The organism is Nocardioides sp. FY1077, assembly GCF_058681775.1.
Genome location: NZ_JBZWDB010000002.1, coordinates 863267 through 880032, shown reverse-complemented (window position 1 = coordinate 880032; position 16766 = coordinate 863267). Strand labels below are relative to the sequence as shown.

General features: G+C 74.0%; 15 protein-coding genes. 6 read left to right on the top strand and 9 right to left on the bottom strand.

Annotation, left to right across the window (positions count from 1 at the left end):
* The first annotated feature begins 28 nt into the window (after positions 1 to 28).
* Positions 29 to 535, top strand: a complete 507-nt coding sequence (locus AC4OR8_RS09070; RefSeq protein ID WP_492165208.1) for an RNA polymerase sigma factor — start codon at positions 29 to 31, stop codon at positions 533 to 535.
* On the top strand, positions 528 to 1358 hold the full coding sequence (locus AC4OR8_RS09065; protein WP_492165207.1) for a hypothetical protein: 831 nt from the start codon (positions 528 to 530) through the stop codon (positions 1356 to 1358). Before AC4OR8_RS09070 ends, AC4OR8_RS09065 begins: the two co-directional genes overlap by 8 nt.
* Before the next feature lie 70 nt (positions 1359 to 1428).
* On the opposite strand, the gene sucD is transcribed toward AC4OR8_RS09065, so the two are convergent.
* The 3 genes from sucD to AC4OR8_RS09050 all read right to left on the bottom strand — a co-directional run bounded on the left by sucD (position 1429) and on the right by AC4OR8_RS09050 (position 4004).
* On the bottom strand, positions 1429 to 2325 hold the full coding sequence (gene sucD / locus AC4OR8_RS09060) for a succinate--CoA ligase subunit alpha (RefSeq protein ID WP_492165206.1): 897 nt from the start codon (positions 2323 to 2325) through the stop codon (positions 1429 to 1431).
* Between the two features lie 16 nt (positions 2326 to 2341).
* Positions 2342 to 3502: an ADP-forming succinate--CoA ligase subunit beta gene (sucC, locus tag AC4OR8_RS09055; protein WP_492165205.1), complete on the bottom strand. Its 1161-nt coding sequence runs from the start codon at positions 3500 to 3502 to the stop codon at positions 2342 to 2344.
* A gap of 169 nt (positions 3503 to 3671) precedes the next feature.
* A complete protein-coding gene (locus tag AC4OR8_RS09050) occupies positions 3672 to 4004 on the bottom strand; it encodes a hypothetical protein (protein ID WP_492165204.1) in 333 nt (110 codons plus the stop codon).
* A 202-nt stretch (positions 4005 to 4206) separates the two neighbouring features.
* Between AC4OR8_RS09050 and AC4OR8_RS09045 the strand changes: the two genes are divergently transcribed.
* Positions 4207 to 5316: a M23 family metallopeptidase gene (locus tag AC4OR8_RS09045; protein WP_492165203.1), complete on the top strand. Its 1110-nt coding sequence runs from the start codon at positions 4207 to 4209 to the stop codon at positions 5314 to 5316.
* A gap of 557 nt (positions 5317 to 5873) precedes the next feature.
* Here the strand turns inward: AC4OR8_RS09045 and pcrA are convergent.
* The 5 genes from pcrA to AC4OR8_RS09020 form a co-directional block, all read right to left on the bottom strand.
* A complete protein-coding gene (gene pcrA / locus AC4OR8_RS09040) occupies positions 5874 to 8309 on the bottom strand; it encodes a DNA helicase PcrA (protein WP_492165202.1) in 2436 nt (811 codons plus the stop codon).
* A gap of 116 nt (positions 8310 to 8425) precedes the next feature.
* A complete protein-coding gene (locus tag AC4OR8_RS09035) occupies positions 8426 to 8788 on the bottom strand; it encodes a hypothetical protein (RefSeq protein ID WP_492165201.1) in 363 nt (120 codons plus the stop codon).
* A 10-nt stretch (positions 8789 to 8798) separates the two neighbouring features.
* Positions 8799 to 9269: a universal stress protein gene (locus AC4OR8_RS09030; protein ID WP_492165200.1), complete on the bottom strand. Its 471-nt coding sequence runs from the start codon at positions 9267 to 9269 to the stop codon at positions 8799 to 8801.
* A 1-nt stretch (position 9270) separates the two neighbouring features.
* Positions 9271 to 10707, bottom strand: coding sequence for an APC family permease (locus AC4OR8_RS09025; RefSeq protein WP_492165199.1), 1437 nt, complete (start codon positions 10705 to 10707; stop codon positions 9271 to 9273).
* Positions 10708 to 10810: 103 nt separating this feature from the next.
* Positions 10811 to 11932, bottom strand: a complete 1122-nt coding sequence (locus tag AC4OR8_RS09020; protein WP_492165198.1) for a glycerophosphodiester phosphodiesterase family protein — start codon at positions 11930 to 11932, stop codon at positions 10811 to 10813.
* Positions 11933 to 12058: 126 nt separating this feature from the next.
* Here AC4OR8_RS09020 and AC4OR8_RS09015 point away from each other — a divergent pair, with 126 nt between their 5' ends.
* Positions 12059 to 12601: a YbaK/EbsC family protein gene (locus AC4OR8_RS09015; protein WP_492165197.1), complete on the top strand. Its 543-nt coding sequence runs from the start codon at positions 12059 to 12061 to the stop codon at positions 12599 to 12601.
* 38 nt (positions 12602 to 12639) lie between these two features.
* On the opposite strand, the gene npdG is transcribed toward AC4OR8_RS09015, so the two are convergent.
* On the bottom strand, positions 12640 to 13329 hold the full coding sequence (gene npdG / locus AC4OR8_RS09010) for an NADPH-dependent F420 reductase (RefSeq protein WP_492165196.1): 690 nt from the start codon (positions 13327 to 13329) through the stop codon (positions 12640 to 12642).
* A 139-nt stretch (positions 13330 to 13468) separates the two neighbouring features.
* On the opposite strand from npdG, the gene AC4OR8_RS09005 reads away from it, so the two are divergent.
* Together AC4OR8_RS09005 and AC4OR8_RS09000 are read left to right on the top strand one after the other, a co-directional pair.
* A complete protein-coding gene (locus AC4OR8_RS09005) occupies positions 13469 to 15553 on the top strand; it encodes an acyltransferase family protein (RefSeq protein ID WP_492165195.1) in 2085 nt (694 codons plus the stop codon).
* Between the two features lie 126 nt (positions 15554 to 15679).
* Positions 15680 to 16711: an LLM class F420-dependent oxidoreductase gene (locus tag AC4OR8_RS09000; RefSeq protein ID WP_492165194.1), complete on the top strand. Its 1032-nt coding sequence runs from the start codon at positions 15680 to 15682 to the stop codon at positions 16709 to 16711.
* Positions 16712 to 16766 lie beyond the last annotated feature (55 nt).

Genomic DNA, 16766 nt, shown 5'->3' with positions numbered 1-16766 from the left:
ACCGGGGCGGCCGCAGACAGGACGGGCCATGGACGAGCGCGAGTTCGACGAGCTCTACACCGCGTCGTACGCGCGTGTCGTGAGACAGGTGCACGCGATGATCGGCGACCGCGACGAGGCCGAGGAGTGCGTGCAGGAGGCGTTCGTGCGCGCCTGGGCCCACCGGCGCAGCCTCGAGCGCGCCGAGCACCCCGAGGCGTGGGTGCGCACCACGGCGTACCGGCTGGCGGTGAGCCGCTGGCGGCGCACCGTGCGCGGGCGACGACCGGCCGACCGCGCGGTGAGCGCCCCGGTGTCGGCCGCGCCGCCCTCGGAGGCCCACGTCGTGCTGGTGGAGGCGCTGCGGCGGCTGCCCGAGGCCCAGCGCCGGGCGCTGGTGCTGCACCACATCGCCGACCTGCCGGTGCACGCCGTGGCCCGGGAGGTCGGCGCCCCGGAGGGCACGGTCAAGGCCCGGCTCAGCCGGGGCCGGGCCGCGCTCGCGGCGGCGCTCGGCGACGACGACGGCCTCCATGAGGGAGCCCACCATGCCTGACCCCGACGACCTGTTCGCCCACTACCGCACCGGAGGGACCCCCGTGCACCCGCTGCCCGCTGCCGAGGTACGTCGCCGCGGCGACCGCCTGCGCCGCCGCCGCACCGCGCTGGGTGTCGGTGGTCTGGCCGCGGCCGCGCTGCTCGTCGCCGTCCCCCTCGGCCTCGCCGCCGACGTCGGTGACGGCATCGACAGGGGCGACGGGCGCGGCCCCGAGGTCGCCGTCGAGCCCACCGCCGGCCCGTCGCGGACCGGCACCCCGCAGGCGACGGCGTGGGTCACCGAGGTGCCGTCGGCGTTCCCCCTGGCCGAGGGCCTGCTCGGGGTCACCGACGAGCCCGAGGCGAGCGACGGGTTCGCCCCGCCCGAGCCCGTGGCCGGCTGCGGCGCCGACCCGCTGACCCCGGCGGCCAGGCCCGGGGCGCTCGACGCCGCCCAGGTCACCGTGGTGAACCCCGACAGCGAGGGCGGCGCGTTCCGCGGCCTGCTGCTGTACGCCGACGCCGAGGACGCCGAGGACGTGATGCAGGAGCGCACCGGAGCCTTCCTGGCCGCTCGCTGCCTCACCGACTCGGTGCTCGGCTCCGACCTCGGCGACGACTCGTTGACCTACCTCAGCCGCGACGGCACCGGCGGGGGCACCGTCGTCCAGCTGGTGCGGGTCGGCAACGCGGTGCTCGCCGCGACCGTCTTCACCATGGGTGCCGCGGACGACGCGGTCGTGCGGCAGGCGCAGGCGCTGCTGGAGGAGACCACGGCCTCCACCGTCACGGCCCTGTGCGCCTTCGCCGCCGACCCGTGCGAGGCACCCCCGGCCGGTTGATGACCCGCCGAGACGACGAGCGGCCCGCCCCCACCGGGGACGGGCCGCTCGCGGCGTACGACAGGTCGCCTCAGAGCGCCTGCAGGATCTCCCGCATCAGCTGGGCGGTCTCGGACGGCGTCTTGCCGACCTTCACGCCCACGGCCTCGAGGGCCTCCTTCTTGGCCTGCGCGGTGCCCGAGGAGCCCGACACGATGGCGCCGGCGTGGCCCATGGTCTTGCCCTCCGGGGCGGTGAAGCCCGCGACGTAGCCGACGACCGGCTTGGTCACGTTGTCCTTGATGTAGGCCGCCGCACGCTCCTCGGCGTCACCACCGATCTCGCCGATCATCACGATCGCCTTGGTGTCGGGGTCCGCCTCGAACGCCGCCAGGGCGTCGATGTGGGTGGTGCCCACGATCGGGTCGCCGCCGATGCCGATGGCGGTCGAGAAGCCGAAGTCACGCAGCTCGAACATCATCTGGTAGGTCAGCGTGCCCGACTTCGACACCAGGCCCACCGGGCCGGAGCCCGAGATGGTGGCCGGGGTGATGCCGGCCAGCGCCTCGCCGGGGGTGATGATTCCCGGGCAGTTCGGGCCGATCATCCGGGTGCTCTTGCCCTGCAGGTAGGACCACACCTCGGCGGTGTCCTGCACGGGCACGCCCTCGGTGATCACCACGAGCAGGCCGATGCCGGCGTCGATGGCCTCGACGCAGGCGTCCTTGGTGAACGCCGGCGGCACGAACGCGACCGACACGTCGGCGCCGGTCTCCTTCATGGCCTCCTCGACGGTGCCGAAGACGGGCAGCTCGACGCTGCTGCCGTCGGCGGCCGTGTGGGTGACGGTCGTGCCGGCCTTGCGGGCGTTGACGCCGCCCACGACGTTCGTGCCGGACTTCAGCATCAGCGCGGTGTGCTTGGTGCCCTCGCCGCCGGTGATGCCCTGGACGATGACCTTGCTGTCCTTGGTCAGGTAGATCGACATTGATTCAGTCCCGTTCTCAGGCGTTCGCCAGCTCGGCGGCCTTGTCGGCCGCACCGTCCATCGTCTCGACCAGCGTCACCAGGGGGTGGGCGCGCTCCTGCAGGATGCGCCGGCCCTCCTCGACGTTGTTGCCGTCGAGACGCACGACCAGCGGCTTGGTGGCCTCGTCGCCGAGGATGTCCAGGGCACCGACGATGCCGTTGGCGACGGCGTCGCAGGAGGTGATGCCGCCGAAGACGTTGACGAACACCGCCTTGACCTGCTCGTCGTTGAGGATGACGTCGAGGCCGTCGGCCATGACCTGCGCCGAGGCGCCGCCACCGATGTCGAGGAAGTTGGCGGGCTTCACGCCGCCGTGCGCCTCGCCGGCGTAGGCGACCACGTCGAGGGTCGACATGACCAGGCCCGCGCCGTTGCCGATGATGCCGACGGCACCGTCGAGCTTGACGTAGTTGAGGCCCTTCTCCTTGGCCTTGGCCTCGAGCGGGTCGGCGGCGGCCTTGTCCTCGAACTGCGCGTGCTCGGTGTGGCGGAACTCGGCGTTCTCGTCGAGCGAGACCTTGCCGTCGAGCGCCTCGAGCACGTCGCCGGCCAGCCGGGCCAGCGGGTTGACCTCGACGAGGGTGGCGTCCTCCTCGACGAAGACCTTCCAGAGGTTGAGCACGGTCGTCACGGCCTGCTCGACCAGCGCCTCGGGGAACGCCGCCTCGGCGACGATCTCGCGGGCCTTGGCCTCGTCGACGCCGGTGCCGGGGTCGATGGCGATCTGCTTGACCGCGTCGGGGTTGGTCTTCGCGACCTCCTCGATCTCGACACCGCCCTCGACGCTGGCGATGCAGAGGTACTGACGGTTGGCACGGTCGAGCAGGAACGAGAAGTAGTACTCCTCCTCGATGCTGGCGGCCGGGGCGATCAGCACCCGGTTGACCGTCAGGCCCTTGATCTCCATGCCGAGGATGGCCGTGGCGTGCTGCTCGGCCTCGTCGGGGGTCTTGGCGAGCTTGACGCCGCCCGCCTTGCCGCGGCCACCGGCCTTGACCTGCGCCTTGACCACGCAGACGCCGAGCTGCTCGGCGGCCGCCCGCGCCTCGGCGGGGGTGTTGGCGACGATGCCCGGGGTGCCCGGGACTCCGTGCTTGGCGAAGAGCTCCTTCGCCTGGTACTCCATCAGGTCCACTGGTCCACCAGTCTCTCGTCGTCGAGGCGTCGTCGGTCGAGCCTTGTCAGGCACCCGCGCCCGTACGCCTGGGGCAGGCGGCGGTCGGCGGGGCGCCTCGCACCCTAGTCCTGCCGCGTCGCACGGCACGAGGGCCCGGGTCGCCACGTGACCGACGTCATGCGCCGACTCAGCGCGACGTCGCCGCCGCGGCGAGGGCCGCGGCGTCGGTGCCGGCCACCACGGCCACGTCCCCGGCGTCGAGGGCCAGGAGAGCGGCCTCGAGGTCGGTGGCCGGGTCCGCCGCTCCTCGAGCCCCGGGCGCGTGGTCGTCCGCGAGGAGGAGGACGACCACGTCGGCGTCCTCCTGCACGGCGGTGGCGGCGAGACCGGCGGCGTCGAGGCCGTCACCGACACGCACCACCTCGTGGCCGGCGTCGCGCAGCAGCCGGCACAGCCGGGCGGTCCCGGCCTCGTCGGCGGCCCCGCTCGCGCCGGCCACCACCCGCAACGTCTCGCTCACGAGCCCAGGCTAGGCGCGCGGTGTCCACACCCGCAGGGCTGACGAGTTCCGTGGAGCACTCCGGTCGGCTAGAGTCTGGGCTCGTTCGTCCTCGCATCCTTCCCCGGCCCCGGGACGACCCGCCTGTCACCACCGTCCACACGGGAGTCACTGCCGCATGGTTCATCGAGTCGCCACCACCCGCACCAGTGGAAGCGACCTCGTGACCCCGGACCAGCCCTACCGCGGCCGCCGGGTGGCCGCAGTGGCCGCCGACTCGGTCGCCCCCGCCACGCCGTACGTCGGTCGCCGGGTGGCCGTGCTCGAGCAGCCTGTGCGTGTCGAGTCGGTGCCGCCCGCCGCTCCCGTCGAGGCGCACCACCCGGCGCTGCCCGAGGGCCGCACCGACGCCCGCACGGTCGAGCGGATCCTCGCCGACCTCGAGCCGGTCGACCACACCACGTCGTTCGCCACCGACCCCACGCAGACCCTGCCGGTGCTGACGCCCGCTGCGATGACCGCCGTCGCCGCGGCCCCCGCCGGCCCGGCCGCCCCGGGTGGGCGCCGCAAGGCCGTCAAGCACGCCGGCTCGCGCGGCCCGCTGTTCCGCAAGCTGCCGTCGGTGCCCGTGCTGGTCGGCGTCGCGGCGCTCGCGGTGTCGGTGGGCGGGGCCGTCACGGCCGGCGAGACCCCGTCCCCTGCGGCGTCGCAGGCCCGCATCGGACCCGCCAGCGCCCTGACGGGCACCAGCGGCGTCGCCACCGTCGGCCTCGCCGACCGCGACCGGGTGCTCAGCCGCGACTCCAGCCGCGAGGCGCTCGCCGGCAAGGCCGACGCCGACCTCGTCGACGCCGCCGAGGCGCAGGCCGCCGAGCGCAACAGCGCGCTGCGCGAGCTCGCCGACGCCGCGGAGCTGCAGTCGGAGAAGATCGAGCAGAACCTGTGGGTGCTGCCGCTGTCGGGCTACCGCCTCACCGCGCGCTACGGCGAGTACGGCCTGTGGGCGACCTACCACACCGGCCTCGACTTCGCGGCCCCCACCGGCACCCCCCTGGTCTCGGTCGCCAACGGCACCATCACCTCCACCGGCTACGACGGCGCGTACGGCAACAAGACCGTGCTGACCCTCGACGACGGCACCGAGATCTGGTACTGCCACCAGACCTCCATCAACGTCTCCCCCGGCGACGTCGTCCGCGCCGGCGAGCTGCTCGGCACCGTCGGCTCCACCGGCAACGTCACCGGCCCCCACCTCCACCTCGAGGTGCGCCCCGGTGGCGGCGACCCGGTCGACCCGGCCGAGGCCCTCTCGGTCAACGGCGTCACCCCCTGACCCACCCCTGACAGGACCCTCCGGCGTCCTCGGTGTCCGAGGGACCCTGGGACCGGCCAGGGCAGGTCCCAGCGCGGGCTGCGGAGGTTTCGACACGAGCGCTGCGCGCCTGCCGACCGACGAACGGGCCGGGCCCACTTCGGTGGTCGAGTGCCGAGGAGCCCTTCGAGACGCTCGCTGCGCTCGCTCCTCAGGAACCGCGCCAGCGACGAGGTGTATCGAGACCACGCGCCCTGCTCGACCAACGGGGGCCTGCACTCGGTGGTCGAGTGCCGAGGAGCGCCAGCGACGAGGTGTATCGAGACCACCCGACCGTCCGCCGGGGACTGGACGAGGGCAGGTCCCAGCGCGGGCTGCGGAGGTTTCGACACGGGCGCTAGCGCGCCCTGCTCAACCAACGAACGGGGGCCGCAGATGCGCAGGCTGCGGAGGTTTCGACACGGGCGCTAGCGCGCCCTGCCGACCAACGACGAGGCCGGCGCTGTGCGCCCTGTTCAACCAACGAACGGGGGTCGCACGATGCGGGGCCTGCTCGACCGACGAGCGAAGGCGGAGCGTCAGATCTTCTGCACCGGGGCATAGCGCAGCAGGAGGCGCTTGACGCCCTGGGAGCCGAAGTCGATGGAGGCCACCGACTTGTCGGCGACGCCCTCGACCGCGACGACGGAGCCGAGGCCGAAGGAGTCGTGCTGCACGCGGTCGCCGGGCTCGAGGGAGGGCACGTCGCGCGCAGGGCGCGACTTGGCGACGGCGTCGGCGCGCAGCGCGGCGGAGGAGAAGTTGCGGCGTCCGGCCGCGGTGGGGCTGGCCAGCCCACCGCCCCACGACTCGCTGAGGTCGGGGCGGTTCCACCGGGTCTGGGCGGCCTCGGTGCGGCGCCAGTCGACGAGGTCGACCGGCATCTCGTCGAGGAACCGGGAGGCGGGGTTGTGCGCGGGCGCGCCCCAGGCGGAGCGGACGACGGCCCGGGACAGGTAGAGGCGCTCGCGGGCGCGGGTGACGCCGACGTAGGCCAGGCGGCGCTCCTCCTCGAGCTCGGGCTGGTCGCCGAGGGACCGGGCGTGCGGGAAGACGCCGTCCTCGAGGCCGGTGAGGAACACGACCGGGAACTCCAGGCCCTTCGCGGTGTGCAGCGTCATCAGCGTGACGACGCCGGTGTCGTCGGGACCCTGGTCGGGCAGCTGGTCGGTGTCGGCGACCAGCGCGACCCGCTCGAGGAAGTCGCGCAGTCCCGGCGCGACCTGGTCGGCGTCGACGTCGGCGGGGTCGGCCGACGGGCCGGCGACCGGGTCGTCGCTGAACTCGCGGGCCACCGCCACCAGCTCGGCGAGGTTCTCCACGCGGGTGGCGTCCTGCGGGTCGTCGGACTCCTCGAGGGAGGCGACGTACCCCGAGCGGGCCAGCACGGTCTCGAGGACGACGTCGGCGCGCTCGCCGCCGTCGACCATCGACTGCAGCTCCTCGATCATCGCCACGAACCCGCGGATGCTGGTCAGCGAGCGGGTGGCCAGCCCCGGCGCCTGGTCGGCGCGGCGCAGCGCCTCCCAGAACGTGGTGCGGTCGCGCTCGGCCAGCGCGTTGACGCAGGCCACGGCGCGATCGCCGATGCCGCGCTTGGGGGTGTTCAGGACGCGGCGCAGCGACACCTGGTCGGCGGGGTTGGCCAGCAGCCGCAGGTAGGCCAGCGCGTCACGCACCTCGCGGCGCTCGTAGAACCGCACGCCGCCGACCACCTTGTAGGGCTGGCCGGTGCGGATGAACACCTCCTCGAACACCCGCGACTGGGCGTTGGTGCGGTAGAACACCGCGACGTCGGAGGCACGCGCCCCGCCGTCGACGAGGGTGTCGATCTCGGAGGAGACGAAGCGGGCCTCGTCGCGCTCGTCGTCGGCGACGTAGCCCACGATCCGCTCGCCGTCACCGGCGTCGGACCACAGCCGCTTCGGCTTGCGCCCCTTGTTGTTGCCGATCACCGAGTTGGCGGCGGTCAGGATGGTCTGGGTGGAGCGGTAGTTCTGCTCCAGCAGCACCGAGCTGGCGTCGGGGAAGTCCTGCTCGAAGTCGAGGATGTTGCGGATGTTGGCGCCGCGGAAGGCGTAGATCGACTGGTCGGCGTCGCCGACCACCATCAGCTCCGCCGGCGCCACCCGCTCCCCGCCCGAGCCGCCCGCACCCTCCGGCCCACCGGTCTCCTCGCGCTGCGCGGCGCACAGCTGGTGCACCAGCGCGTACTGCGCGTGGTTGGTGTCCTGGTACTCGTCGACCAGCACGTGGCGGAAGCGGCGGCGGTAGGTCTCGCGCACCTCCGGGAACTCCTGGAACACCCGCACGGTCGACATGATCAGGTCGTCGAAGTCGAGGGCGTTGGCCTCGCGCAGGCGACGCTGGTAGAGCGTGTACGCCGCGGCGTAGGTCTCCTCCAGGGTGTTCTTCGCCTCCGCGGTGGCCTGCTCGGCGTCGCGGAGCTCGTTCTTGTGGTCGGAGACCCAGTGCAGCAGCGCACCGGGCTGGTAGCGCTTGGGGTCGAGGTCGAGGTCGGCGCAGACCAGCCCCATCAGCCGCTTCTGGTCGGCGGCGTCGTAGATGGAGAAGCTGGACTTGTAGCCCAGCTTGTCGATCTCCTTGCGCAGGATGCGCACGCACGCGGAGTGGAACGTGGAGACCCACATGATGCGGGCGCGCTTGCCGACGAGGTCCTCGACGCGCTCCTTCATCTCGGCGGCGGCCTTGTTGGTGAAGGTGATCGCCAGGATGGAGCCGGGGTGGGCGCCGCGCTCGGAGATCAGCCACGCGATGCGGCGGGTCAGCACGCGGGTCTTCCCGGAGCCCGCGCCGGCCACGACGAGCAGCGGCGCGCCCTCGTGGACGACGGCGGCGCGCTGGGGCTCGTTGAGCCCCTCGAGCAGCTGCTCGCGGGTGGGGCCGCGCCGCGTGGTGCGGGGCTCCGCGGGGGCGAGGGACTCGAGACCGGGGAGGGGGAACGGGGTGCTCATGCTGCTGCCCACCCTACGTCCGGGCTCCCCCGGTGCCGGTGTCCGGAGGGGCCGCGCTGTGGAGGGCCGTGCCGGGGAAGCGCAGGGGAAGCTCAGGGGGAAGCGCAGGGCGCGGCTCAGTACGACCCGTGGGCGGGCGACCAGAAGACGGCGACGGCGACGTTGGCGACCGTCAGCACCAGCAGCGCGGCCCACAGCCCCTGCGGGATCCGGTCCTTGCGCAGGTTGGCCATCACCAGCACCAGCACGACCACGCCGATCAGCAGCTTCACCCCGATCTTCACGTGGTCGACGTCGGCGTCGCCGGCCTCGAGCACGCCGACGAGGCCGAGGCCCGCCACGACCGCCGTGCCGGAGCCGTCGCGCATCAGCTCGTTGACCCGCTTGTGCGGCTCGCGCACCTGCGCCAGCAGGCCGCCGAAGAGGGCGGCGAAGCCCAGGAGGTGGACGAGCAGCAGGGCGAGCCGGGCGATCTCCATGGCCCGCAGCCTAGGACTTCTTGGCGGCCGGACGTCGTACGGGCCGCACCACCAGCACGGGGCACGGCGCGGAGTGCTGCACCCGCTGGGCGGTGCTGCCCAGCAGCACCGTGTTGCTCAGCCCGCGCCCGCCGGCGGCCACCACGACCAGCCCGGCCCCGAGCTGCGTCGCGGCCTTGATGATCTCGCTGGCCGGCGAGCCGCTGCGGATGCGGGTGTGCACGGCGGGACCCCAGCCCTCGAGCTCGGCGGCCACGGTGCGCAGGGCGCCCTGGGCGGCGGCCCGGAACGACGTCGCGTCGCCGGCGGCGTCGCGCCGGTCGAGCGGCGACAGCTCGTCGGCGAAGGCCACCGCCGCGAGCGGGCGCACGACCGCGACGACCGTGACGTCGGTGATCTTGGTGGGGTCGGCGAAGGAGCGCAGGTGCCGCGCAGCGGCCAGCGACTGCTTCGACCCGTCGGTGGCGACGACGACGTGCATCTCAGGCTCCCGTCTCGACGGTGGTCTCGCCGCGCCCGCGGCCGGCGGGGCGGTCGCGGCGCCCGAAGGCCCGCTCGGCGACGTACAGCAGCAGGCCGACGGCGAGCAGCCCGCCGCACCAGTAGAGCGACGCGGGGTCGTCGGTGACGACGTAGACGAGCAGCACGAGGTTGGCCACGATGCCGACGTAGAGCAGCGGCGTGCTGGCGCGGTAGGTCTCCTCGGACTCGTCGTGCCCGCGCAGCTTGAGCGCGGAGATGATGACCAGGGTGTAGATGAACAGCGTCAGCACCACGGTGACGGTGGCCAGGCGGGTCACCACGTCGACACCGACGCCGACCTCGTTGAGCACCGTGCCGACGACGAGCAGGCCCATGACGACGATCGCCGAGAAGACGAGCGCCACCCACGGGCTGCGCCGCGACTGGTGCAGGCGGCTGAAGACCCCGGGCACGACGTCCTCGCGGGCCATGCCGTAGAGGATGCGCGACTGGGTGACCACCGAGACCAGCGTGGTGTTGGTGATGGCGACCATCGCGATGCAGGCGAAGACCACGGAGACCAGGCCCACCGGCAGCGGCAGGATGCCCGACTCGACCACCTCGAGCAGCGCGGCCGGCGAGGAGGCCAGGGTGCCGGTCGGCACCGCCAGGGACGCCGACAGGGCCACCAGCACGTAGATCACGCCCGCGGCGGCCATGCCGCCCACGAGCGCCTTGGGGAAGCTGCGCTTCGGGTCGACGCACTCCTCGGCGACGTTGGCGGCGTTCTCGAAGCCGGTCATCGCGAAGAACGCCAGGGCCACGCCGGCCACCACCGCGACCGCGGGGTTGCCCTCGGCGCTGAAGTCGACGAGGCGCCCGAAGTCGGCGTCGCCCTGGCTCACCACGATCACGCCGCACACGACGACGACCAGGAGGCCGAAGAGCTCCACGAACGTCATCACCATGTTGGCCACCACCGACTCGGTGATGCCGATGAAGTTGACCACGGCCAGCACGAGGATGAACACCAGCCCGACCAGCAGCGCCGGCGGCAGCGACCACACCTCGGCGAAGTAGCCGGAGAAGCCGGTGGCCAGCGACCCGGCGGCCGCGAACGTCGCCGACAGCATGCTGATCGTGATGAGGAAGGTCAGCGCGGGGTTGCCGAACGCCTTGTTGACGTAGAGCGCCGCCCCGGCGGCGCGGGGGTACTTGGTGACCAGCTCGGCGTAGGCCAGCCCGGTGACCGTGGCGACGGTGACCCCGACGCCGAACGCGATCCAGAACGCCCCGCCCACGGCGGCCGCGACCCCGCCGATGAGCACGTAGATGCCGGAGCCGAGCACGTCGCCGAGCACGTAGAAGAACAGCAGCCTGCCGGTGATCGACTTGCTGAGCTCGTCGTCGCCCGACGGTGGAGCGGCGGTGGGAGGTGCACCCGAGAGGTCGGCCATCGACCCACCGAACCGGTCAGGGAAGGCCCGTGTCAACGCCCGGTGGGCGGTTCCACCCCCGGGGGTGGACGACGGGCCGCCGGCGGACGCCCCTCGGTGGGGGTCAGGAGGCGTGCGCGAGGTGCACGGACGGCGCCGTGCGCTCGCCCCTGGCGACCCGGGCGACCGACGGCAGCAGGCCGAAGGGGTCGAGCCAGCGCGAGCGGGCCGCGACCACCTGGTCGGGCTGGTCGGTGATAAGCCCGTCGACGCCCAGCTCGAGGAGCAGCTCGGCGAAGCCGGCGAGGTCACCGTGGGCGGCCGGGTCGGTGCCGCGGCGGAACGGCGCGGGCAGGAAGTGGTTCTCCGCGCGCACGGTCCACACGTGCACGGTCAGCCACTCGCGGTGGGCGTCGGCCACCAGCGACGAGGTCGCCATGCCGCGGCCGTCGGCGGCCTCGCGGGCCACCAGTGAGTGGTGGGCGCCCACGCCGTCGGCGTACCGCTCCACCAGGGCCAGGCCGGCGGGGGTGATCAGGTCGCCGTAGGTGCGCGGGTCGCCGGCGGCGCGCAGGTCGGCCGGGCGGGCGTCGCGGCGGTCGAGCAGCTGCACCAGCGGCACCCGCAGTCGGCCGGCCAGCTGCTGGAGGATCGTGGGCTCGAACGACATCACCGTGACCCGCGAGCGGGGGGTGTCCAGGCCGTGGCGGCGCAGGTCGGCGACCAGAGGCTCGTCGATCGGAAGGCCGCGGGCGGCGAAGAAGGCGGCGTCCTTCAGCTCGACCATCATCCCGATCGAGCGCCCGCGCAGCCGGGTCTCGCGCCCGACCATGACCAGCACCTCGTCGAAGGTGGCGATGCGCAGCAGGCCGTCGTGACGGGCGCTGAGGGGGCGCAGCTGCGGCATCCGCTCGCGCACCCGCAGCAGCCGCAGCTCGTCGAGCAGCAGGTCCTCGACGAACCAGCTGGTGACCTCGACCCCGTCGACCACGCGGGTGGTGCGGCGGTGGGCGAGCTCGGGACGCTCGGCGACGTCGGTGGTGCACGCCAGGTCGGTCTCGTGGCGCACCACGAGGACGCCGTCGGCGGTGATCACCAGGTCGAGCTCGATGTCGTCGGCGCCGGCGGCGATCGCCGCGCGGTAGGCCTCGATGGTGTGCTCGGGCCACGCCCCGCTGGCACCGCGGTGGCCGACGACGGCCGGGGTCACCGCCAGCGGCGAGGCACGGCGGACGGGGAGCGTCATGGACGTCACGCACCCCACCGTGCGCCGCACCTCCGACGTCGCGGTGGCCCTGAGGTGAACGGCGTGTGAGGGTCGGCGGTCCGGTGCACGACCCGCCGCGGGCACCGGGCCCGGCAGGATGGGGCGGTGACCACTCCCCGCCTCGGCTCCCTCGCCACCGTCGTCGCCACCACCCGCCCCGACCTGCTGGCCGACCCGGTGGCCGCGCTGCTCGCCGGCCTCGACTGGGCCGACGAGGTGGGCGTCGTCGAGATCGACCCCGCCCTGGCCGACACCGCCGCGCTGAACGCCGCCCACGACCTGCCGACCGAGGCCAGCGCCAACTGCGTGGTCGTCGGCGGGCGGCGCGACGGCGAGGAGCGCGTGGCGGCCTGCGTCGTGCGCGCCGACACCCGCGCCGACGTCAACGGCCTGGTCAAGCGCACCCTCGACGTCCGCAAGGCGTCGTTCCTGCCGATGGAGGCGGCCGTCGCGCAGTCGGGCATGGAGCACGGCGGCATCACCCCGCTGGGGCTGCCCGCCGGCTGGCGGCTGCTGCTCGACCCGCGCGTCGTCGACATCGACGTCGCCGTGGTCGGCTCCGGCGTACGCCGCTCCAAGCTGCTGCTGCCCGGGCACCGTCTCGCCGACGTGCCGGGCGCCGAGGTGGTCGACGGCCTGGCTCGCTGACGCTGGCGCTCCCACGCGCCGGCTCGGCGCCGGGTGGCTCAGCGGTCGAGACCGGTGACCCGGACCCCGGAGTGCACCTTGTAGCGGCGGTTGACCGAGATCAACACCGCGGTGAGGGGCTCCAGCTGGCGGGCCAGGCGCAGCTTCCCGGCGTCGACGCCGGGGCGGCCGGTGACCGCCGCGGCGAGGGCCATCACGACCTCCTTGGCGTCGCGGTCGTCACCCACCACGAGCACGTCGTCGTCCGAGAGGGCCTCGTCGCTCTCCCAGAGGGTGACCGCGGAGACGTGGTGGAAGGCGCCCACCACGGTCGCACCGGGCGCGAGACGCTGGGCCGACTCGGCGGCCGAGCCCTCCCCGCCGTCGACGACCAGGCCGTGGGCCCCGCGCTTGTCGAAGCCGAGCGGGTTGACGCAGGAGACCACCAGGCGCCCGTCGAGCGGCAGCGTGGCGACCAGCTCGTCGTGGCCGTCCCACGGCACGGCGAGCAGCACCAGGTCGGCGTCGGCGCAGGCCTCGGCGTTGGCGGCCCCCGACACCGCCCCCGCGCCGCTCGTGCCGGCGAGGCGCTGCGCGACCTCCGCGGCGACGGCCTCGGCCTTGTCGGCGGCACGCGAGCCGAGCACGACGTCGTGGCCGGCCCGCGCGAAGCGGTAGCCCAGGCCCTTGCCCTGGGGCCCAGTGCCCCCGACGACGGCGATGCGGTGGCGGGTCGGGGTGGGGGTCACGGTGGGCTCCTGTCGCGGCGGCGGCCGTCGCGCCGGGGCGACGCGCGGTGCCCGGCGATGATGCCACCCGCCGCGACGACGCCGTGCGTCGCGTCGGGCCCTGGTAGCCTCGCGGGCGCCAGGGGGGCAGGGGATGCAGGTGGTCACGGGTTACCGCAGTGACGTCCAGGGACTGCGCGCGGTCGCGGTGCTGGTCGTCGTCGCCACGCACGCCGGCGTCCCGTTCCTGCCGGGCGGCTTCGTCGGGGTCGACGTGTTCTTCGTCGTCTCCGGATTCCTGATCTCCGGCCTGCTGTTCCGCGAGCTGCGCCGCGGCGACCGGGTCTCGCTGCTGGTGTTCTGGTCGCGCCGGGCCCGGCGCATCCTCCCCGCCGCCACGGTGGTCACCGCCGTCACGGTGGTGGCCTCGGTTGCGTGGATGAGCCTGATCGACGCACGTGAGGTCGTCGTCGACGCCGCGTGGGCCACGCTCTTCGCCGCCAACGTGCGCTTCGCCGACCAGGGCGACTACTTCTTCACCCAGGACGGCCCGCCCTCTCCGCTGCAGCACTACTGGTCGCTCGCGGTCGAGGAGCAGTTCTACGTCGTCTGGCCGCTGCTGCTGCTCGGCTGCGCCGCGCTGGTGCGGCTGCTCACCCGCCGCCCGGGGAGTGGGCTGCCCGAGCGCAGCCTCGCCGTGGGGCTCGTCGTCCTCACGCTGGCCAGCTTCGCCTGGTCGGTGAGCGGCACCCTCACCGACCCCGGCGCCGCCTACTACTCCACGCCCGGCCGGGCCTGGGAGCTCGGCGTCGGCGCGCTCGCCGCACTGGCCGCCCCCCGCCTCGGCAAGCACCTGCCGCGGGTCGCGGCGAGCGCGCTCGGCCTGGCCGGGCTCGCCGCCGTCGTCGCGGCGTGCGCGCTCTACTCCCCCGACACCCGGTTCCCGGGCTGGGCGGCGCTGCTCCCGGTGCTCGGCACCGCCGCGCTGCTGCTGGCCGGCACCGCCCCGGCGGTCCGCCTCGACCCGGTGCGGGCCGTGCTGGTCAGCCCCCCGATGCGTGCCGTGGGCGACTGGTCCTACTCCCTCTACCTGTGGCACTGGCCGGCGCTGGTGCTCGCCGAGGAGTGGGCGCTGCGCCCGCTCACCGGGGCCGAGCGCGGCGTCGCCGTGCTGGTCGCGCTGTGCCTGGCGGTGCTCACCTACCGCTTCGTCGAGACGCCGTTCCGCCACGGGCTCCCGGCACGCGTGCTGCGCGCGCCGCGGCCGCTGGTGCTCTACCCCGTCAGCCTGGCGCTGGTCGCCGCCTCCTGCGTCGGGGGGTGGCAGTGGATCGACGCCCGAGCCGGCGAGAGCGGCGACAACCCCCCGATCGCGCTGGCCCAACGGGGCGGCGAGCGCGCGACCGTCGCGCTGGTGCGGGCCTCGGTCAACGCCGCGCGCGACGCGATGGCCGTGCCGAGCGACCTCGACCCCAGCCTGCTGCGGCTGCGCGAGAGCGTGGCGGACGTCGGCGCGTGCGACTACGAGGAGGACGTGCAGGAGCTGTGCCTGCGCGGCGACCCCGACGCCGGGCGCACCGTCGTCGTGGTCGGCGACTCCCACGCCCGTGCCTGGATCCCCGCGTTCGAGCGCATCGCGGTGGAGAACGGGTGGCGTGCCTACTACCTGGTCAAGCCGCAGTGCCCCGCCGCGCGCGTGCCGGTGGCGCCGCTGAACGAGCGCCGCGTCTTCACCGAGTGCAGCGACTTCCAGGACTGGGTGGTCGACCAGGTCGAGCTGCTCGAGCCCGACCTCACCGTCGTGTCGTCGTCGCCGCCGGTCAACGGCGTGTGGGTCGACGACGACCTCGCCCTCACCATCGACCGCGTCGCCCCCGTGCTGGAGGAGGGCTACGACGAGCTGTGGGCCCAGCTGCAGGCGCCGTCGGACCGCGTGGTGCTGATCAAGGACGTGCCCAAGTCGGAGGACGACCCCGGCGAGTGCCTGACCAGCGGCAGCCCCAGCCTGGGCGACTGCATGTTCCGGCCCGCCGAGCGGGCCCGGGTGCTCGGTGACGTGGCGGTGGACTCCGCGCTGGCGTCCGGCACCGAGGTCGTCGACCCCACCCCGTGGCTGTGCTACCAGGGCGAGTGCCCGGTGGTCATCGGCGGCACGCTGTCCTACCGCGACACCGACCACATCACCACCGAGTACTCCGAGCTGCTGGCCGGCTCCCTGGGCCGCGCGCTCGACATGACCGGCTGACCGGGGCCGACCCCGGGCCGTGAGCCGTCGCGACCGATGCTCACAGCGGCGCTGTCACGCTAGGGTCGCGACGGCGGTCGACCAGCCGGCCGACCCCGTCCGCCGTCCCCACCGCCCAGGAGCGCCATGAAGCTGTCGATGCCCCTCACCTACTCCGGCAACCCGCGCGAGGCCGCCGACCAGGTCGTCGCGCTGGAGCGGGCCGGGCTCGACATGGTGTGGGTGGCCGAGCCCTACGGCTTCGACGCCCCGACCCTGATGGGCTACCTCGCCGCACGCACCGAGACCGTGGAGATCGGTGCCGGCATCCTCAACGTCTACTCCCGCACGCCGGGCGCCATGCTGCAGACCGCGGCGGGCCTCGACAACGTCTCCGGCGGCCGTGCGGTGATCGGTCTCGGTGCCTCCGGGCCGCAGGTGGTCGAGGGCTTCCACGGCATGGCCTACGACAAGCCGCTGGGCCGCACCCGCGAGATGATCGAGATCCTGCGGATGGGCCTGCGCCGCGAGCCGCTGGTGCACGACGGCAAGGTGTTCACGCTCCCGCTGCCCGCCGACCAGGGCCTGGGCCTGGGCAAGCCGCTGAAGCTGCTGGTCAAGCCCGAGCGCCCGTCGGTGCCGCTGTGGGTGGCCGCGCTGGGCGCCGCCAACGTGCGGATGACCGCCGAGGTCGCCGACGGGTGGCTGCCGTTCCTGTTCCTGCCCGAGAAGGCCCAGGAGGTGTGGGGCGAGCCGCTGGCGGCCGGTGCGGCCAAGCGGTCCCCCGACCTGGCGCCGCTCGAGGTCTCCGCCGGCGGCATGGTGGCGATAGGCGACGACGTGGGCGGCATGCTCGACCTGATGCGGCCGACCTACGCCCTCTACGTGGGCGGCATGGGCGCGCGCGGCAAGAACTTCTACAACGAGCTGGCCTGCCAGTACGGCTACGAGGCCGAGGCCGCGCAGATCCAGGACCTCTACCTGCAGGGCAAGAAGAAGGAGGCCGAGGCGCTGGTGCCGACCGAGTGGCTCGAGGCCGGCAACCTGGTCGGCCCGGCGTCGTACGTCAAGGAGCGCATCGAGGCCTTCCGCGAGGCCGGGGTCACCAACCTGTCGGTCGTGCCGGCCTCCGCCGACCCCGCCGCGACCATCGCCCAGGTCAAGGAGTGGATCTCCTAGGACGCCGGGGCCGGCGCCGACGGGCGGACCGGGGCGGACCGGGGCGGGGCGGGCC

What these genes read in the sequence shown, in the direction of transcription:
- AC4OR8_RS09065 (WP_492165207.1), top strand. Translation starts at nt 528, where the DNA reads ATGCCTGACCCCGACGACCTGTTCGCCCACTACCGCACCGGAGGGACC.
- AC4OR8_RS09030 (WP_492165200.1), bottom strand. Translation starts at nt 9,269, where the DNA reads ATGCACGTCGTCGTCGCCACCGACGGGTCGAAGCAGTCGCTGGCCGCT.
- AC4OR8_RS09020 (WP_492165198.1), bottom strand. Translation starts at nt 11,932, where the DNA reads ATGACGCTCCCCGTCCGCCGTGCCTCGCCGCTGGCGGTGACCCCGGCC.
- sucD (WP_492165206.1), bottom strand. Translation starts at nt 2,325, where the DNA reads ATGTCGATCTACCTGACCAAGGACAGCAAGGTCATCGTCCAGGGCATC.
- AC4OR8_RS09025 (WP_492165199.1), bottom strand. Translation starts at nt 10,707, where the DNA reads ATGGCCGACCTCTCGGGTGCACCTCCCACCGCCGCTCCACCGTCGGGC.
- AC4OR8_RS09035 (WP_492165201.1), bottom strand. Translation starts at nt 8,788, where the DNA reads ATGGAGATCGCCCGGCTCGCCCTGCTGCTCGTCCACCTCCTGGGCTTC.
- pcrA (WP_492165202.1), bottom strand. Translation starts at nt 8,309, where the DNA reads ATGAGCACCCCGTTCCCCCTCCCCGGTCTCGAGTCCCTCGCCCCCGCG.
- AC4OR8_RS09070 (WP_492165208.1), top strand. Translation starts at nt 29, where the DNA reads ATGGACGAGCGCGAGTTCGACGAGCTCTACACCGCGTCGTACGCGCGT.
- AC4OR8_RS09000 (WP_492165194.1), top strand. Translation starts at nt 15,680, where the DNA reads ATGAAGCTGTCGATGCCCCTCACCTACTCCGGCAACCCGCGCGAGGCC.